A 14,481-nucleotide genomic window follows, 5' to 3' on the forward strand; every position below is an offset into this window, starting at 1 on the left:
ACCACCCCCCAAGACATGCGATCGACAGGGGGAGAAAGTCATGCCAACTCCGGAGGCCGGGCGCCCCATTGCGAGGCAACCAAAACGGTAATGGGAGAGACCGGCCCGTGACGTACGCGCGCCGCGCGCGGCGGAGGTGCGGCGCCCGGCGGGGAGAAACGAGGGGCCCCGGCCCGCCGGTGCGCCGGCCGGGGGCCGGGGCGCGGCGGACCGGGGCCGGGGACCTCAGGTGTTGACGCAGATATTGCCGGCGGCGGGGTTGAGCAGGCCGATCACGTTCACGGAGTTTCCGCAGACGTTGATCGGTACGTGGATCGGGACCTGGACCACGTTGCCCGACAGGACGCCGGGCGAGCCGACCGCGACCCCTTCGGCGACGGCGTCGGCCGACGCCGCGGACGCACCGCCGATCACTGCCAGGCCGACCGCCAGGGCAAGACCCGCACTCTTCCACACTCGCATCACGCGTACATCTCCTCGTAACTGCCGCGGCGGCGCCAGGAGCGCCGCACGACCCCGGTCGGGGCCGTCGCTCCTACTTCGGCAGCCGGAGGCGGCACGGCCTGGTTCGGGACCCCCGTTTCGCTCGAAGGAGTGCCCTTCCGCCCCTGATCGGGCGTACCCGGCCGACCTGCGGCCCGGGGTTCCTCAACCGTCCAGGGACCCCATCAGCTCGGGGGCGTAGCGCTCGCCCGCGGCCACGCCGAGCGGGGCCACCGCCTCGATGCGGGCCAGGTCGGCGTCGGAGACCGTCACGGCGGTGGCGGCGATGTTCTCCTCCAGGTACCGGCGGCGCTTGGTGCCCGGAATCGGCACCGCGCCCCGGCGCAGCGTCCAGGCGAGGGCCAGCTGCGAGGGGGTCACGCCCTTCTCGGCGGCGAGCAGGCGCACCTGCTCGACGACGGCCAGGTTCCGGTCGAAGTTCTCGCCCTGGAACCGGGGGTCCGTACGGCGGAAGTCGTCCGCCGCGAAGCTCTCGGGAGTGGTGATGGCCCCGGAGAGGAAGCCCCGGCCGAGCGGCGAGTAGGCGACGAGGCCGATGCCGAGCTCGTTCAGGGTGTCGAGGACGCCGTTCTGCTCGACACCTCGCTCGAAGAGGCTGTACTCCGTCTGCACCGCCGCGAGCGGGTGCACGGCGTGGGCGCGCCGCACGGTGCCGGGCGCGGCCTCGCACAGGCCTATGTGGCGGACCTTGCCCGCGGCGACGAGCTCCGCCATGGCTCCCACGCTCTCCTCGACGGGGACGTTCGGGTCGATCCGGTGCAGGTAGTACAGGTCGATGCGGTCGGTCCCGAGGTGGCGCAGGGAGCGCTCGGCGGAGCGGCGGATGTAGTCGGGGGTGCCGTTGTGGCCCACGAACGCGCCGTCGTCGGTGAACTCGATGCCCGTTTTGGTGGCGATCACGGCGGCTTCGCGGCGGCCGGCCAGGGCCTTGCCCAGGAGCTGTTCGTTGCGGAACGGTCCGTACCCCTCGGCGGTGTCCATCAGCGTGACACCCAGCTCAAGGGCGCGGTCGATGGTGGCCAGCGATTCGGTCTCGTCGGTGGCGCCGTAGTGGGCGCTCATCCCCATCAGGCCGAGGCCCTCGGCGCCGACCCGCAGGCCCCGCCCGCCCAGTGCACGCGTCTCCATGATGTTCTCCTCGTTCTCGGCCTACTTAGTAACTAACTGGTTAGGTCAACCATGCCCGGAGGGATGCGCGGATGTCAATAACCAGATAGTTACTTGCTAGGCTGCCGGTCATGGTGAGGGACTCCAGCGCAACGAGGGCACGCCTGCTCGACGCCGCGTTCTCCGAGTTCGCGACCTACGGCATCGCCGGCGCGCGCGTCGACCGGATCGCCGAGGCCGCGCGGGCGAACAAACGGCTCATCTACGTCTACTTCGGCAACAAGGAGCAGCTCTTCGACGTCGTGCTCCAGCGCGCCATGGAGACGGGCTCGGAGTCCGTGCGCTTCGACGCGGAGGACCTGCCCGGCTATGCGGGCGCGGTGTTCGACCACCTGGTCGAGCGGCCGGCGCTGATGCGGCTCCTGCAATGGAAGCAGTTGGAGCGGCCGGGGGCGGGCGCCGCGGAGGCGGAGTCGTACCGTCGCAAGATCGCGGCGGTGGAGGCGGCCCAGCAGGCCGGACGCATCGACCCTTCCCTGGACCCGGCCGACCTGCTCACCCTGGTGATGACCCTGTCCCAGGCCTGGTTCCAAGCGATGACCGGCCCGACCGCGGGTACCGGTACCGGTACCGGTACCGGTACGACGGTGGATGCCGCCCCCGCCCCGGGCTCCGGCCCGGCCGCGACCGAGGACACGCCGCGCGCCCCCGGCTGGCCGCCCGAGCAATGGGCCCGCCACCGCGCGTCAGTCGTGGAAGCGGTCCGCCGCATCGTCGCGCCTCGGCCCGACCCGGCCGCCTGAGCCCTCGGGGTCGCGTACGCCCCCGGCGCCGTGCCGGGGCCGGACACGCAGGCGTTCCGGGCGGGCTCCATCTGTCCACCTCGGCGTCACGACGCGCCGCCTCGCGCCACGACGGCGGGTTCCCGCGCGGGTGCCGTCCCGCATGATCGACCGACCGGGTGCACGGAGCCCGGTCTGTCCGCACCATCTTTTCGAGCACGGGAGTTCACGTACATGTCCGACATCACGGTCCGCGCCGCACGACCCGAGGACTTCGCGCAGTGGCGCCCCCTCTACCGCGGTTACGCGGACTTCTACGAGGTCGAGCAGACCGAGGAGGCCGCCGCGCTCACGTGGTCATGGGTGACCGATCCCGGTCACGAGGTCAACGGCCTGGTCGCGGAGGACGCCGAGGGCCGGCTCGTGGGTCTGGCCCACTACCGTCCGTTCGCACGGCCCCTCTCCGCGACGACGGGCTGTTTCCTGGACGACCTGTTCGTGGCCCCGGAACACCGCGGCTCGGGGGCCGCCGACCTGCTGCTCGGCACGCTGCGCGAGATCGCCGCCGAGCGCGGCTGGAGCGTGGTCCGCTGGATCACCGCCGACGACAACCACCGGGCGCGCTCGAAGTACGACCAGGTCGCCGCGCGCACCATGTGGGTCACCTACGACATGGCGCCCGGACACTGACGACCGAGGTCCGTACCCGCCGGCGACCAGGACGGCCCGGTCAGGTGTGGAGCCGGCTGTTGGGGCCGTCCTGGTCGCCGGCGCTCTCGTCGTTGAACCAGTAGTCGCCGGCCGCGAGGTACCGGAAGGAATGCGTGGACTCCTTCGGCAGCTCGACCGTCACCGCCCGCGTCCCGTCGCTGCGCGGGCGCAGGGGGTGCGCCCCGGCCTGCCAGTCGTTGAAGTCGCCGACCACGCTGACGGGCCCCGGCGGCCGGTCGGCGGGGAGGACGAACGTCACTTCGGTACGGTCCTGGCGCAGCCTTCGTTCCAGCACGACGGGGGACTCCTTCCGGACGGACAACGAATGCCCCCATCGTCACGTGCCGCACGCTTCCGCGCACGCGGGGTCACCCGTCCGTCCGTGCAGTGGTGCATCCCCCAACGCCTGGCGACCGCGCTCCTTCCCGCGCCGGGCAGCCCCGCCGTCGCGATCGACACGAACACCCCCGCAGGCCCGAGCGGCGGCACCGGGATCCGGCACGGGAGCCCTCGACGCCGTCGGATAGGGTCCTATGCGCTGATGGCCCGACCGAGGAGTGCCGGTATGACTGACAGAGAGCAGCCGCTCAGCGGTGCGACGGTTGCGGCCGGCAGCTGCCTGGTGGACGAGCGGATCCACCGCATACGCCGGCGTCTGGAGCGCCTCATCGGCATCGCGGCGACCGAGGGCAATGTCCTGCGGCCGCTGCGCAACGGGGACGAGATCTTCACCGCGATGCTGGACGCGATCGGCGGCGCCCGCCACACCGTCGACATGATGACCTTCGTCTACTGGCGGGGCGACATAGCTCGGCGTTTCGCCGAGGCCCTGGCCGACCGGGCACGCGCGGGAGTGCGGGTGAGGCTGCTGCTGGACGGTTTCGGCAGTCGTCTGATCGAGCGGGACCTACTGGACCGGATGAGCGGGGCCGGTGTCGAGGTGGCCTGGTTCCGCAAACCGCTCTACCTCTCGCCGCTCAAGCAGAACCACCGCTGCCACCGCAAGGTCCTCGTGGTCGACGAGCAGACGGCTTTCACCGGAGGCGTCGGCATCGCCGAGGAATGGTGCGGTGACGCGCGCAACCCCGGCGAGTGGCGGGACACGCACGTCGAGGTCCAGGGGCCCGCCGTCGACGGCATCGCCGCCGCCTTCGCCCAGAACTGGGCCGAATGCCACGCGGAACTCTTCGACGAGCGCGACCGGTTCGTCAGCCACGAACCCAGCGGGGGCGCCATCGTGCAAGTGGTCCGCGGCTCGGCCAGTTTCGGCTGGCAGGACATGCAGACCCTGATGCGCGTGATCCTCGAATCGGCGCAGGAGCGGGTCCGTCTGGCGACCGCGTACTTCGCCCCCGACGACTACTTCATCGACCTGCTCTGTGCCACGGCCCGCCGAGGCGTGGAAGTCGAGATCCTCCTGCCCGGCCCCCACACGGACAAAAGGGTGTGCCAGCTGGCGGGACAGCACCGCTACGAGGCGCTGACCGCTTGCGGCGTACGGATACACCAGTACCAGCCGACCATGATGCACGCGAAGATCATGACCATGGACGGTGTCGTCTCCCTGATCGGCTCCACGAACTTCAACCGCCGCTCCCTCGATCACGACGAGGAGGTCATGCTCGCCGTCATGGACGCCGAGTTCACCGCCACCCTCGACGGGCACTTCGACGAGGATCTCAGGGCCAGCGAACTGATCCGCCCGGACCGCTGGAAGCGGCGCTCGCTGCTGCAGCGGGCGCGGGAGAACGCGGTGCTCCCCATCCGCCGCTACCTGTAGCGGGAGGAGCCGGGCCGGCGCTCCGGCGCCCGCGGGAGCGGGAGCGCCGGATCACTCTTCGGCCCGTGCGAGGACCGCGTTGAACTGCGCGCCGGAGAGCAGTGCCAGGTTCGCGAACCACAGCCACACGAGGAAGACGACGACCCCCGCCAGCGAACCGTAGAGGCGGCTGTAGGTCCCGAACTGCGTGTAGAGGGTGAAGAGCGCCGAAGCCCCGAGCCACAGGAACGCCGCCAGGGCGCCGCCCGGAAACCCGCGGCGCATCCCGCGGGCCCGAGCGGGTCCGGTGCGGTAGAGGATGCAGATCAGGGCCGTGACGACCACCAGGAGCACCGGCCAACGCAGGAGCGCCATGGCGTCCGTGCCGGAGTGGCCGGCGGCCGTCGCGATGCGGCGGGCCACGGGGCCGGTCGCGACGAGGCTGGCGGCGCCCGCGACGAGCAGGGCCAGCAGCACGCCGGCGGTGAGCACGAGGATGTGCGCCGCGCGCAGGGGCGGCCGTGTGTCGGGCAGCCGGTGCATCGTGTGCAGGGCGCGGCGGAAGACGGCCAGGTAGCTGGAGGCCGACCACAGTGCGCTCAGGACGCCGCTGACGAGCAGTACCCACAGGGAGGACGGCTCCGAGGTGAGGCCGTCCAGAGCTTCGCGGAGCACCTGGGCCGACTGGGGAGGGGCGTAGGAGGTGAGGTCGAGGATCAGGCGCTCGCGGGTGCCGGAACCGGCCAGTCCGACGAGGGAGACCGAGACCAGCAGGGCGGGCACCAGCGCCAGCACCGCGTAGTAGGTGAGAGCGGCGGCGTAGTCGGCGATGTTGTCGTGCCACAGGCGGACGGCGGTGTCGCGCAGGGACGAGCGCGCTCGTCCCAGCAGCCCGGCGCGGTTCCGCGGAGTGCTCCGGTGCGTGCGGAGGGTGTTCGATGCCACGATGCCCTCTTGCCCGGCGTCACCGCTCCCATCCCCCGTCCCTCCCCACCTTTCGCGCCGGCCCGGGAAGCGCGCACGGCGTGCGGGACCGGGGGTCAGCGGCCGCCGCGGTGTTCGTAGACCGTGATGCAGAGGGCCTTCATCGCGGCCTCCGCCCGCTGGGCGTCCAGGCCCTGGTCGATGGCTTCCAGGGCGGCGGCCGCGGAGACCTGCACCGGGTGCGGGAGGCCCTCGTAGGCGGAGATCCGGTAGGCGACGGTGCGGCGGACGGTGCGCTCCTCCTCGCTCACGCCGTCGGGGGTGAGGGGGAAGACCGCCGCCCGGTAGGTCGCGATGCCGACGAGTACGGCGTCGGCGAGGCCCTCCGCGTATCCGTCGACCGGGGCGACCTCGCGCTCGGGGTGGAAGAGGGCGAGGACCTGGCGGCGCGCGAGGAACGACCCGGCGCCCGCGCCCAGTCCGGCCGCGCCCGCGGTGATCGCGGCCATCAGCCGGCCGCCCAGCAGGAGGCCGAGAGCGGCTCCCCCGACGACCGCGCACATCACGAGCACACCGGTGATCAGCAGGTGTACACGTAGGGCGAACGGGGACGTCATGGTCAGCAGTATGCCGCGCGCCGCGGCCGCCCCGGTGCCGATGTCCCGCGAGCGGGGTGCCGAGAATGCGGTGCGGTCTCCGTGGTGCCGTCGGGGGGAGGGCCGGGGCGCCCCGCCGTCGCCGGGGCGGGGTCAGTCCTTCACCGCGCCGCCGAGACCGGAGACCAGGCGGCGCTGGACCAGTACGAAGAAGAGCAGCACCGGCACCGTCATCACCGTGGAACCGGCCATGACTCCGCCCCAGTCCGGCTCGTCCGGCTTGAGGAACACGAGCAGCGCCATCGGGAGGGTCGACTGGGAGGTGTCGCTGATGATGAACGACTTGGCGAAGAGGAAGTCGTTCCAGGTGGAGATGAAGGAGAACACGCTCGTGGCCACGAGTCCCGGGAAGACCAGGGGGAAGAGGATCTGCCACAGGAAGCGCGTCCGGCTCGCGCCGTCGAGCTGAGCGGCCTCCTCCAGCGCTTCCGGGACCGCCTTCACGAAGCCGCGCAGCATCCAGATCGCGAACGGGAGCGAGAAGGCGATGTGCGGCAGGATCAGCGACCACAGCGTGTTGAGCTGGCCGGTGTCCCGCATGAGGAAGAACAGCGGGATCGTGAGGGCCTCGATCGGCACCATCTGCGCGACGAGGAACATGATGAGCAGGGTCGTGCGGAACCGGAAGCGGAAGCGGGTGACGGCCGTGGCCGCGAGGAAGGCGATCAGTGCGGAGGCGAGGACCACCGCTCCCGTGACGAGCAGGCTGTTGAGGAAGTAGCGCCCGAATTCCTGCTGTTCGAAGACCCGTCGGAACGAATCGAGCGAGGGCGCGAGCGTCCACGGCCGGGGTCGCGTCGACTGGATCTCGCCGGCCGGTTTGAAGGCGGAGAGCACCATCCAGTACAGCGGGAACGCCACGACGGCCGCGACGGCGAGCGCGGACGCCTCCGCCGCCAGCCGCCAGGGACGGCGGACGCGGAAGCGGGTGGTGGCCGCGGGGGTGGGGAGCGTGCCGGTGAGGCTCACAGTTCTTCTCCCTGGCGTCGCACGAGGCGCAGATGGACGAGGGTGACGGCCAGCAGGATCAGCAGCATGACGACGCCGATGGCCGAGCCCAGGCCGTACTGCGAGGAGGCGAAGGCCTTCTGGTACGCGTACACGTTGAGGACGAGGTTCTGCCCGGCGATACCGCCGCCGGCGGTCATCACGTAGATCTGGGTGAACAGTTTGAAGTCCCAGATGATCGACTGGATGGTGACGACGACCAGGATGGGCCGAAGCATGGGCGCGATGACGGAGCGCCAGGTCCTCCACTGGGAGGCCCCGTCCAGCGAGGCGGCTTCCAGCACTTCGGACGGGATCGCCTTGATGCCCGCGTACACGGTCACCATGACGAAGGGGAACGAGCACCAGACGACTTCGAGGAGTACCAGCGCGAAGGCGCTGTAGCGCCCGTAGGTCCAGGAGAAGTCGCCGAGGCCGAACAGGCGGTTGACGGGGCCGTGGTCGGGGTCGAAGAGGAACACCCAGACCGTCGAGCCGGTGACGGCGGGGGTCGCCCACGCGCCGAGCGCGGCCAGCATCAGGGCGAGCGCGGGGAGCGCCCGGACGCGGGTCAGCAGCAGGGCGAGCGCGCAGCCGACGGCGAGCGTGGCGAGAACGCAGACGGCGGCGAAGACGACCGTCGCGAGCAGGACCTGCCAGAACTGGGCGTCGGAGAAGAGGGTCCGGTAGTTGCCGAGCCCCTTGAAGGTGGTGGGCTCGCCGCCGCTGACCTGGGCCTGGGTGTATTCGAGGAAGGAGATCAGGCCGAGCTGGTAGATCGGGTAGACCAGCAGCGCGGCCAGGACGAGGAGTGCGGGGGCGAGGTAGAGCCAGGGCGTCCGGCGGTTGCCGTGCCGGCCGCCGCCGGTACGTCCGGGTCGTCCCGCCGGGCGCGGGGCGGTCCGCTGTCGCGGGACGGTCGTCGCCGGCTCGTCGGTTGCCGCTCGGGGGGTCATAGCGAGGTGTCCATGGGTGCGTGCTCCGTGAAGTCCGTGCGCCCGGTCAGCCCGCGCTGGAGAAGGCCGTGTCCATCTTCTTCGCCGCGTCGCCGGATGCGGTGGCCACGTCCTTCTTGCCGCTGACGATCTCCTGGAACATGGTCGGCAGGACGGTCGAGGCATCGATCTGGCCCCAGCCCGGGGAGGCCGGCACGAACTTGGCGCCCGCCGCCAGCGTCTTGACGAACGGTTCGACGAACGGGTCCTTGCGCGCGGCCTCGGCCCGGACGTCGGTGTACGTGGGCAGGAAGCCCATCGCGTCGAAGAGTCCCCGCTGGGTGTCCTTGCCGGCGAGCTGCTTCATCAGGTCGACCGCGAGGGTGCGGTGGGAACTGCTCTTCAGGACACCGATGTTGTTGCCGCCCGCGAACGCGGGAGCGATCTCGCCCTCCTTGACGCCCGGCAGCGGGACCACGGCGTACTTGCCCTTCACCGCGCCCGCCTCGACGGCCTGGTGGCTGAAGTCGCCGCCGATGGCCATGCCCGCGTTGCCCGAGGCGAAGGCCGTGACGGTCGCGTTGCCGCCCATGGCGGCGCACTTGGCGGCGGGACAGTTGTCGTCGCCGAAGAGCGAGGTGTACTTCTCGATGCCCTTGCGCGCGGCGGCGCCCGCTATCGCGGACCTGTAGGTGCCGCCGCTCTCCTCGGCGAGTTCGCCGCCGTTGGCCCAGATGAACGGCATCGCGCCGTAGGTGTAGGCGCCGCCGACGGCGATCCCGTACAGCTCGGGCCTGGCCTGGCGGATCCTCTTGGCAGTGGTGACCAGTTCGTCCTGGGTCCTCGGCGGCTGGAGGCCCAGATCCGTGAACACGTCGGTGCGGTAGTAGAGGGCCCGCACGCCGACGAAGAAGGGGGCGCCGTACACCTTGCCGCCGACGGTGACCGACCGGACGGCGGTCGGGTCGGTGTCCTTGGTCTCCGGCCAGGCGCCGAACTCCGCGCTGATGTCGGCGAGTCCGCCGTCCTTGACGTATCCGGCGGTGTCGGTGTTGCCGTACTCGATCAGGTCCGGGGCGCTCTTCGGGTCGTTGAAGGCGGCCTTGACGCGCTGGGCGCGGCTCTCGACGGGGATGTACTCGACCTCGACCTCCACGTTCTCGTTCCGCGCGGTGAACGCGGCGATCGCCCCGTCCACGACCTTCTTCTTGGGGTCATTGTTGACCTCCTGGAAGAGCCAGACGCGCAGGGTCCCGGTCTTCTCGTCCTTCGTAGCGGTGTTGACGGAGGTCTGCGGGGCGCAGGCGGTGGCGGTGAGTCCCGCCAGGACGAACGCGGCGACGGACACGGCGGTGCGGGAGCGGAGCTTCATTGGCGATCCCCAGACGGAAGACGAGCGCGAAGGCGTTGCGTTGTGCGCAACGCACGTTTCGTACTGCACAACTGAGAGGAGGCTAGAACGACTTGCAGGCGGGGACAAGTGGTCTCGACCACTCTGTGACCGGATGAGGGATCCCGCGCGTCGCCGCGCACGGCGGATCCACCCCGGGCGGCGGGCGAACAGCGCTGCGCCCCCTCGGCGTCGGTGCCGAGGGGGCGCGGGGGTGGGAGCCGTACCGAGGGGGCGTGGGCCCGTACGGAGAACGCGGTCAGGCGGCGCAGGTCGGGCAGAGGCCCCGGTAGGTGACCTCGACCTCGGACACCGCGAAGCCGAACCGCTCCTCGTCGGGGAGGCCCGCCATCGGGTCGCCGCGGGGGTGGACGTCGCGGATGAGGCCGCAGCGGCGGCACACCAGGTGCTGGTGCGGGTGGTGCGCGTTGGGGTCGTAGCGCTTCGCGCGGCCGTCGGTGGAGACCTCCGCCACCTCGCCGAGGGAGACCAGCTCGCCCAGGGCGTTGTAGACGGTCGCCCGGGAGATCTCCGGCAGCCGCTCCACCGCACGGGCGTGCACCTCGTCGGCCGTGAGGTGGACGTGGTCGCCGTCGAGGACCTCGGCCACGACACGCCTCTGGGACGTCATGCGCCAGCCGCGTCCTCGCAGCCGCTCCAGCAGGTCGCTCATATCGGCTCACCTTATTCAGGCTCGGCGGGATGCCCGGAGTTCACAGTTCTGTCCGAGAACCGATCACATATGGGCTTGGTGTTCTTCTTGACTTGGATTCCGTCCATCGTAGGATCGGTTTCGTAGATAGCCAAGGGACAGGAAGACGCCGGAGCGGCAGGACGGGTCCCGGGCCCCGACTGTTCCCCCGTTCCACCACATGAAGTTCCTGAGCACCGTGATCCGCCTGGTCCGGAAGGATTCCCATGTCTGAGAACCATGACGCAATCGTCGTCGACGCCAAGTCCGAGGGCGGGGGCGGCTGTCCGGTCGCCCACGACCGCGCCGCGCATCCCACCCAGGGCGGCGGAAACCGCCAGTGGTGGCCCGAACGCCTCAATCTGAAGATCCTCGCCAAGAACCCCGCCGTGGCCAATCCCCTCGGCGAGGGGTTCGACTACGCCGCGGCGTTCCAGGCCCTCGACCTGCCCGCGGTGAAGCAGGACATCGCCGAGGTGCTGACGACCTCTCAGGACTGGTGGCCCGCCGACTTCGGCCACTACGGCCCGTTCATGGTCCGGATGGCCTGGCACAGCGCGGGCACGTACCGCATCAGCGACGGCCGCGGTGGCGCCGGGGCCGGCCAGCAGCGCTTCGCGCCGCTCAACAGCTGGCCGGACAACGGGAACCTGGACAAGGCCCGCCGGCTGCTGTGGCCGGTCAAGAAGAAGTACGGCCAGAGCCTCTCGTGGGCCGACCTCATGATCCTCGCCGGCAACGTCGCCCTGGAGACGATGGGTCTGGAGACCTTCGGCTTCGGCGGCGGCCGTGCGGACGTCTGGGAGCCGGACGAGGACGTGTACTGGGGTCCCGAGACCACCTGGCTCGGCGACGAGCGCTACACCGGCGACCGGGAGCTGGAGAACCCGCTCGGCGCGGTCCAGATGGGCCTCATCTACGTCAACCCCGAGGGCCCCAACGGCACTCCGGACCCGCTCGCCGCGGCGCGCGACATCCGTGAGACGTTCCGCCGGATGGCGATGAACGACGAGGAGACGGTCGCCCTGATCGCGGGCGGTCACACCTTCGGCAAGACCCACGGTGCGGGCCCGGCCGACCACGTCGGCGACGACCCCGAGGCCGCCCCGATCGAGGCCCAGGGCCTCGGCTGGAGCAACTCCTTCGGGACCGGCAAGGGCGGCGACACGATCACCAGTGGTCTGGAGGGCATCTGGACGAACACTCCGACCACCTGGGACAACAGCTTCTTCGACATCCTGTTCGACTACGAGTGGGAGCTGTTCAAGAGCCCCGCCGGCGCGCACCAGTGGCGGCCGAAGGACGGCGCCGGTGCGGGCACCGTGCCCGACGCCCACGACGCGTCCAAGAGCCACGCCCCCACGATGCTGACCACGGACCTCTCGCTCCGCGTCGACCCGGCCTACGAGCAGATCTCCCGGCGCTTCCACGAGGACCCGGCCGCGTTCGCGGACGCCTTCGCCCGCGCGTGGTTCAAGCTGACGCACCGCGACATGGGCCCGGTCGTGCGCTACCTGGGCCAGGAGGTCCCCTCCGAGACCCTGCTGTGGCAGGACCCGCTCCCCGAGGTGACGCACGAGCTCGTCGACGCCGACGATGTCGCCGCCCTCAAGCGCACCGTCCTCGCCTCGGACCTGACGGTGTCCCAGCTGGTGTCCGCGGCGTGGGCCTCGGCCTCCTCCTTCCGCGGCAGCGACAAGCGCGGCGGCGCCAACGGCGGGCGGGTCCGCCTCCAGCCGCAGAGCGGCTGGGAGGTCAACGACCCCGACCAGCTGGCGACGGTGCTGCGCACCCTGGCGGGTATCCAGGAGTCCTTCAACTCCGCGCAGAGCGGCGGGAAGCGGATCTCGATCGCCGACCTGATCGTGCTGGCCGGCGCCGCAGGCGTCGAGCAGGCCGCCAAGGACGCCGGCTTCGAGGTGGCGGTTCCCTTCACCCCGGGCCGCGTGGACGCCTCGCAGGAGCAGACCGACGTGGAGTCGTTCGCCGCGCTGGAGCCGACCGCCGACGGCTTCCGCAACTACCTCGGCAAGGGCAACCGGCTGCCGGCGGAATACCTGCTCGTCGACCGGGCGAACCTGCTGAACCTGAGTGCTCCCGAACTGACGGTCCTGGTCGGTGGACTCCGCGTCCTCGGCGCGAACCACCAGCAGTCGTCGCTCGGCGTCCTCACCAAGACGCCCGGGTCCCTGACCAACGACTTCTTCGTCAACCTGCTCGACCTGGGTACGACGTGGACGGCCGCGTCCGGGGACCGGAACACCTTCGAGGCGCGCGACACCTCCACCGGCGAGGTGAAGTGGACCGGCACCCGTGCCGACCTCGTCTTCGGGTCGAACTCGGAGCTGCGCGCGCTCGCCGAGGTCTACGCGAGCGACGACGCGAAGGAGAAGTTCGTCAAGGACTTCGTCGCGGCGTGGGACAAGGTCATGAACCTCGACCGGTTCGACCTCGTCTGACCGGGACGTCCGGGCCGGTCTGCGCGTCCAGGCCGGCCCGGACGCTTTCCGCCGCGCTCCCGGCCGCGGGCGCGAGCGCGCGGGCGAGTGGGCGGGCGAGGGCGAGGGCGACCAGGACCGCCGTGCCCGCGACCGCGTACGTGATCCGCGTACCGGCGGCCGTGGCCGCGGGAGCCGCCGCCGTGAGGCCGGCCGTCGGCGACGCCGACGCGAGGGCGAAGACGGTGCCCATGACGGACGCGCCGGTGACGAGCCCGAGGTGGCGCGACAGGTTGAGGAGACCGGAGACGGCCCCCCGCCGATCCGCCGCCACGTCCGCCATGACGGCGGTGTTGTTGGCCGTCTGGAACACCGCGTACCCGGCGGCGAGGAGCGCGAGGGGAGCCGCGTAGCCCCCGACTCCGAGCGTCGCCGGCAGCAGGGCCAGGGCGCAGCAGCCGGCCGCCATGGCGACGAGTCCGGCGACGGTCGTACGGGACGCCCCGAAACGGTCCGTGACACGGCCGGCCGGCACCCCGGCCAGAGCGGCGACGACCGGTCCTACGGACAGGACCAGTCCGACGAGGGCGTCGTTCAGCCCGAGCGCCCGGGAGAGGTGGAACGGCCCGACCACGAGCGTCGTCATCATCACCGTCGAGACGAGGGCGCTCATGGCGAGGCCGCCGCTCAGCGCCGCATCCCGGAACGCGTCCAGGCTGATCAGCGGTGACACGGCTTTCGCTTCGACGCGCACGAACAGTCCCGCGCCGCATGCGGCCGCCAGCAGCAGCGCCGCGTCGAGCGGGCCGAAGCCACCGCGGCCCGGTGTCAAGGCGAAGGCGTAGGCGGCGAGCGTCAGGGCGAGCAGCAGCGCCCCGGGCCGGTCGAAACGGGCCCGCCCGGCCTCGCTTCCCCGCCGGTCGGCGGGCAGGTACCGGTGGGCGAGGAACAGTGTCAGGAGGCCCAGCGGTACGTTCACCAGGAACAGCGCCCGCCAGCCGGGCCCGGCGAGCAGCACTCCGCCCAGGGAGGGGCCCAGCGCGGTTCCGACGGCGGACATGGTGCCGAGCAGCCCCATGGCGCGGCCGGTCCGCTCCTTCGGGACGCTCTCGCCGACCAGGGCCACGGCGAGCGCCGTCATGACGGCGGCCCCCAGTCCCTGCGCCGCCCGGGCGGCGATCAGCAGTGACAGGGTCGGCGCGGCGCCGCACAGTACCGAGGCCGCCGTGAAGAGCAGGGTCCCGGCCAGGAGCAGCCGTCTGCGGCCGATGATGTCGCCGAGGCGTCCGGCGCCGACGATCAGGGTGGTGACGGCGAGGAGGTAGCCGAGGACGACCCATTGGACCTCCTGGAAGGAGGCGTCGAAGGCCCGGGCCAGGGCGGGCAGGGCCGCGGTGGCGCTGCCGATGCCGAGCGACGAGAGCAGCATGCAGAGCGAGAGCCCGGCGAGCGCCCCTCCGACGCGGCCGGATCGCTCGTGCGGGTGGGCCTTCGGGTGGGGGCGTGGGTTCGGGCGTGGGTTCATGCGCCGGAGCGTGCGCGCGGCGTGCCGTATCGGCAAAAATTGTTGCCGATACCGGGACGGCGGGATGGGATG

Annotated in this window: 14 protein-coding genes; 4 read left to right on the forward strand and 10 right to left on the reverse strand. The window is 71.4% G+C overall.

The window, feature by feature from the left end; all coding sequences use genetic code 11:
• Positions 1 to 225 precede the first annotated feature (225 nt).
• Together ACWFQ8_RS24205 and ACWFQ8_RS24210 are read right to left on the reverse strand one after the other, a co-directional pair.
• Positions 226 to 462 carry a chaplin gene (locus tag ACWFQ8_RS24205; RefSeq protein WP_453788416.1) on the reverse strand — a complete coding sequence of 79 codons (237 nt, stop codon included), beginning with the start codon at positions 460 to 462 and terminating at the stop codon, positions 226 to 228.
• Positions 463 to 648: 186 nt separating this feature from the next.
• Positions 649 to 1,632, reverse strand: coding sequence for an aldo/keto reductase (locus tag ACWFQ8_RS24210; RefSeq protein ID WP_453788353.1), 984 nt, complete (start codon positions 1,630 to 1,632; stop codon positions 649 to 651).
• 110 nt (positions 1,633 to 1,742) lie between these two features.
• Between ACWFQ8_RS24210 and ACWFQ8_RS24215 the strand changes: the two genes are divergently transcribed.
• Both ACWFQ8_RS24215 and ACWFQ8_RS24220 read left to right on the forward strand, forming a co-directional pair.
• Positions 1,743 to 2,414: a TetR family transcriptional regulator gene (locus tag ACWFQ8_RS24215; protein WP_453788354.1), complete on the forward strand. Its 672-nt coding sequence runs from the start codon at positions 1,743 to 1,745 to the stop codon at positions 2,412 to 2,414.
• Between the two features lie 213 nt (positions 2,415 to 2,627).
• Positions 2,628 to 3,083: an N-acetyltransferase family protein gene (locus ACWFQ8_RS24220; protein WP_453788355.1), complete on the forward strand. Its 456-nt coding sequence runs from the start codon at positions 2,628 to 2,630 to the stop codon at positions 3,081 to 3,083.
• A gap of 40 nt (positions 3,084 to 3,123) precedes the next feature.
• On the opposite strand, the gene ACWFQ8_RS24225 is transcribed toward ACWFQ8_RS24220, so the two are convergent.
• A complete protein-coding gene (locus ACWFQ8_RS24225; RefSeq protein ID WP_453788356.1) occupies positions 3,124 to 3,399 on the reverse strand; it encodes an isoamylase early set domain-containing protein in 276 nt (91 codons plus the stop codon).
• A 270-nt stretch (positions 3,400 to 3,669) separates the two neighbouring features.
• Between ACWFQ8_RS24225 and ACWFQ8_RS24230 the strand changes: the two genes are divergently transcribed.
• Positions 3,670 to 4,884 carry a phospholipase D-like domain-containing protein gene (locus ACWFQ8_RS24230; protein ID WP_453788357.1) on the forward strand — a complete coding sequence of 405 codons (1,215 nt, stop codon included), beginning with the start codon at positions 3,670 to 3,672 and terminating at the stop codon, positions 4,882 to 4,884.
• A gap of 51 nt (positions 4,885 to 4,935) precedes the next feature.
• Here ACWFQ8_RS24230 and ACWFQ8_RS24235 read toward each other — a convergent pair whose 3' ends face one another.
• The 6 genes from ACWFQ8_RS24235 to ACWFQ8_RS24260 all read right to left on the reverse strand — a co-directional run bounded on the left by ACWFQ8_RS24235 (position 4,936) and on the right by ACWFQ8_RS24260 (position 10,428).
• Positions 4,936 to 5,808, reverse strand: coding sequence for a YihY/virulence factor BrkB family protein (locus ACWFQ8_RS24235; protein ID WP_453788358.1), 873 nt, complete (start codon positions 5,806 to 5,808; stop codon positions 4,936 to 4,938).
• Between the two features lie 95 nt (positions 5,809 to 5,903).
• The gene (locus ACWFQ8_RS24240) at positions 5,904 to 6,404 is read right to left on the reverse strand and encodes a hypothetical protein (protein ID WP_453788359.1); all 501 of its coding nucleotides are present in this window, start codon (positions 6,402 to 6,404) and stop codon (positions 5,904 to 5,906) included.
• Positions 6,405 to 6,536: 132 nt separating this feature from the next.
• Positions 6,537 to 7,412: a carbohydrate ABC transporter permease gene (locus ACWFQ8_RS24245; RefSeq protein WP_453788360.1), complete on the reverse strand. Its 876-nt coding sequence runs from the start codon at positions 7,410 to 7,412 to the stop codon at positions 6,537 to 6,539.
• Entirely contained in the window at positions 7,409 to 8,386 is a 978-nt protein-coding gene (locus tag ACWFQ8_RS24250) for a carbohydrate ABC transporter permease (protein ID WP_453788361.1), read from the reverse strand. The genes ACWFQ8_RS24245 and ACWFQ8_RS24250 overlap by 4 nt, the downstream gene beginning before the upstream one ends.
• A gap of 46 nt (positions 8,387 to 8,432) precedes the next feature.
• Positions 8,433 to 9,737, reverse strand: coding sequence for an extracellular solute-binding protein (locus ACWFQ8_RS24255; RefSeq protein ID WP_453788362.1), 1,305 nt, complete (start codon positions 9,735 to 9,737; stop codon positions 8,433 to 8,435).
• Between the two features lie 277 nt (positions 9,738 to 10,014).
• Positions 10,015 to 10,428, reverse strand: a complete 414-nt coding sequence (locus ACWFQ8_RS24260) for a Fur family transcriptional regulator (protein ID WP_453788363.1) — start codon at positions 10,426 to 10,428, stop codon at positions 10,015 to 10,017.
• 245 nt (positions 10,429 to 10,673) lie between these two features.
• Here ACWFQ8_RS24260 and katG point away from each other — a divergent pair, with 245 nt between their 5' ends.
• Positions 10,674 to 12,905, forward strand: coding sequence for a catalase/peroxidase HPI (gene katG, locus ACWFQ8_RS24265; RefSeq protein WP_453788364.1), 2,232 nt, complete (start codon positions 10,674 to 10,676; stop codon positions 12,903 to 12,905).
• Here the strand turns inward: katG and ACWFQ8_RS24270 are convergent.
• Positions 12,874 to 14,409: an MFS transporter gene (locus tag ACWFQ8_RS24270; RefSeq protein WP_453788365.1), complete on the reverse strand. Its 1,536-nt coding sequence runs from the start codon at positions 14,407 to 14,409 to the stop codon at positions 12,874 to 12,876. The genes katG and ACWFQ8_RS24270 overlap by 32 nt on opposite strands.
• Positions 14,410 to 14,481: the final 72 nt, after the last annotated feature.

Source organism: Streptomyces sp. NPDC055254 (genome assembly GCF_053606025.1).

Excerpts from the sequence above, each read along its gene's own strand:
- ACWFQ8_RS24210 (WP_453788353.1), bottom strand. The coding sequence starts at position 1,632 with ATGGAGACGCGTGCACTGGGCGGGCGGGGCCTGCGGGTCGGCGCCGAG.
- ACWFQ8_RS24215 (WP_453788354.1), top strand. The coding sequence starts at position 1,743 with ATGGTGAGGGACTCCAGCGCAACGAGGGCACGCCTGCTCGACGCCGCG.
- ACWFQ8_RS24240 (WP_453788359.1), bottom strand. The coding sequence starts at position 6,404 with ATGACGTCCCCGTTCGCCCTACGTGTACACCTGCTGATCACCGGTGTG.
- ACWFQ8_RS24220 (WP_453788355.1), top strand. The coding sequence starts at position 2,628 with ATGTCCGACATCACGGTCCGCGCCGCACGACCCGAGGACTTCGCGCAG.
- ACWFQ8_RS24205 (WP_453788416.1), bottom strand. The coding sequence starts at position 462 with ATGCGAGTGTGGAAGAGTGCGGGTCTTGCCCTGGCGGTCGGCCTGGCA.
- ACWFQ8_RS24260 (WP_453788363.1), bottom strand. The coding sequence starts at position 10,428 with ATGAGCGACCTGCTGGAGCGGCTGCGAGGACGCGGCTGGCGCATGACG.
- ACWFQ8_RS24255 (WP_453788362.1), bottom strand. The coding sequence starts at position 9,737 with ATGAAGCTCCGCTCCCGCACCGCCGTGTCCGTCGCCGCGTTCGTCCTG.
- ACWFQ8_RS24230 (WP_453788357.1), top strand. The coding sequence starts at position 3,670 with ATGACTGACAGAGAGCAGCCGCTCAGCGGTGCGACGGTTGCGGCCGGC.
- ACWFQ8_RS24250 (WP_453788361.1), bottom strand. The coding sequence starts at position 8,386 with ATGACCCCCCGAGCGGCAACCGACGAGCCGGCGACGACCGTCCCGCGA.
- katG (WP_453788364.1), top strand. The coding sequence starts at position 10,674 with ATGTCTGAGAACCATGACGCAATCGTCGTCGACGCCAAGTCCGAGGGC.
- ACWFQ8_RS24270 (WP_453788365.1), bottom strand. The coding sequence starts at position 14,409 with ATGAACCCACGCCCGAACCCACGCCCCCACCCGAAGGCCCACCCGCAC.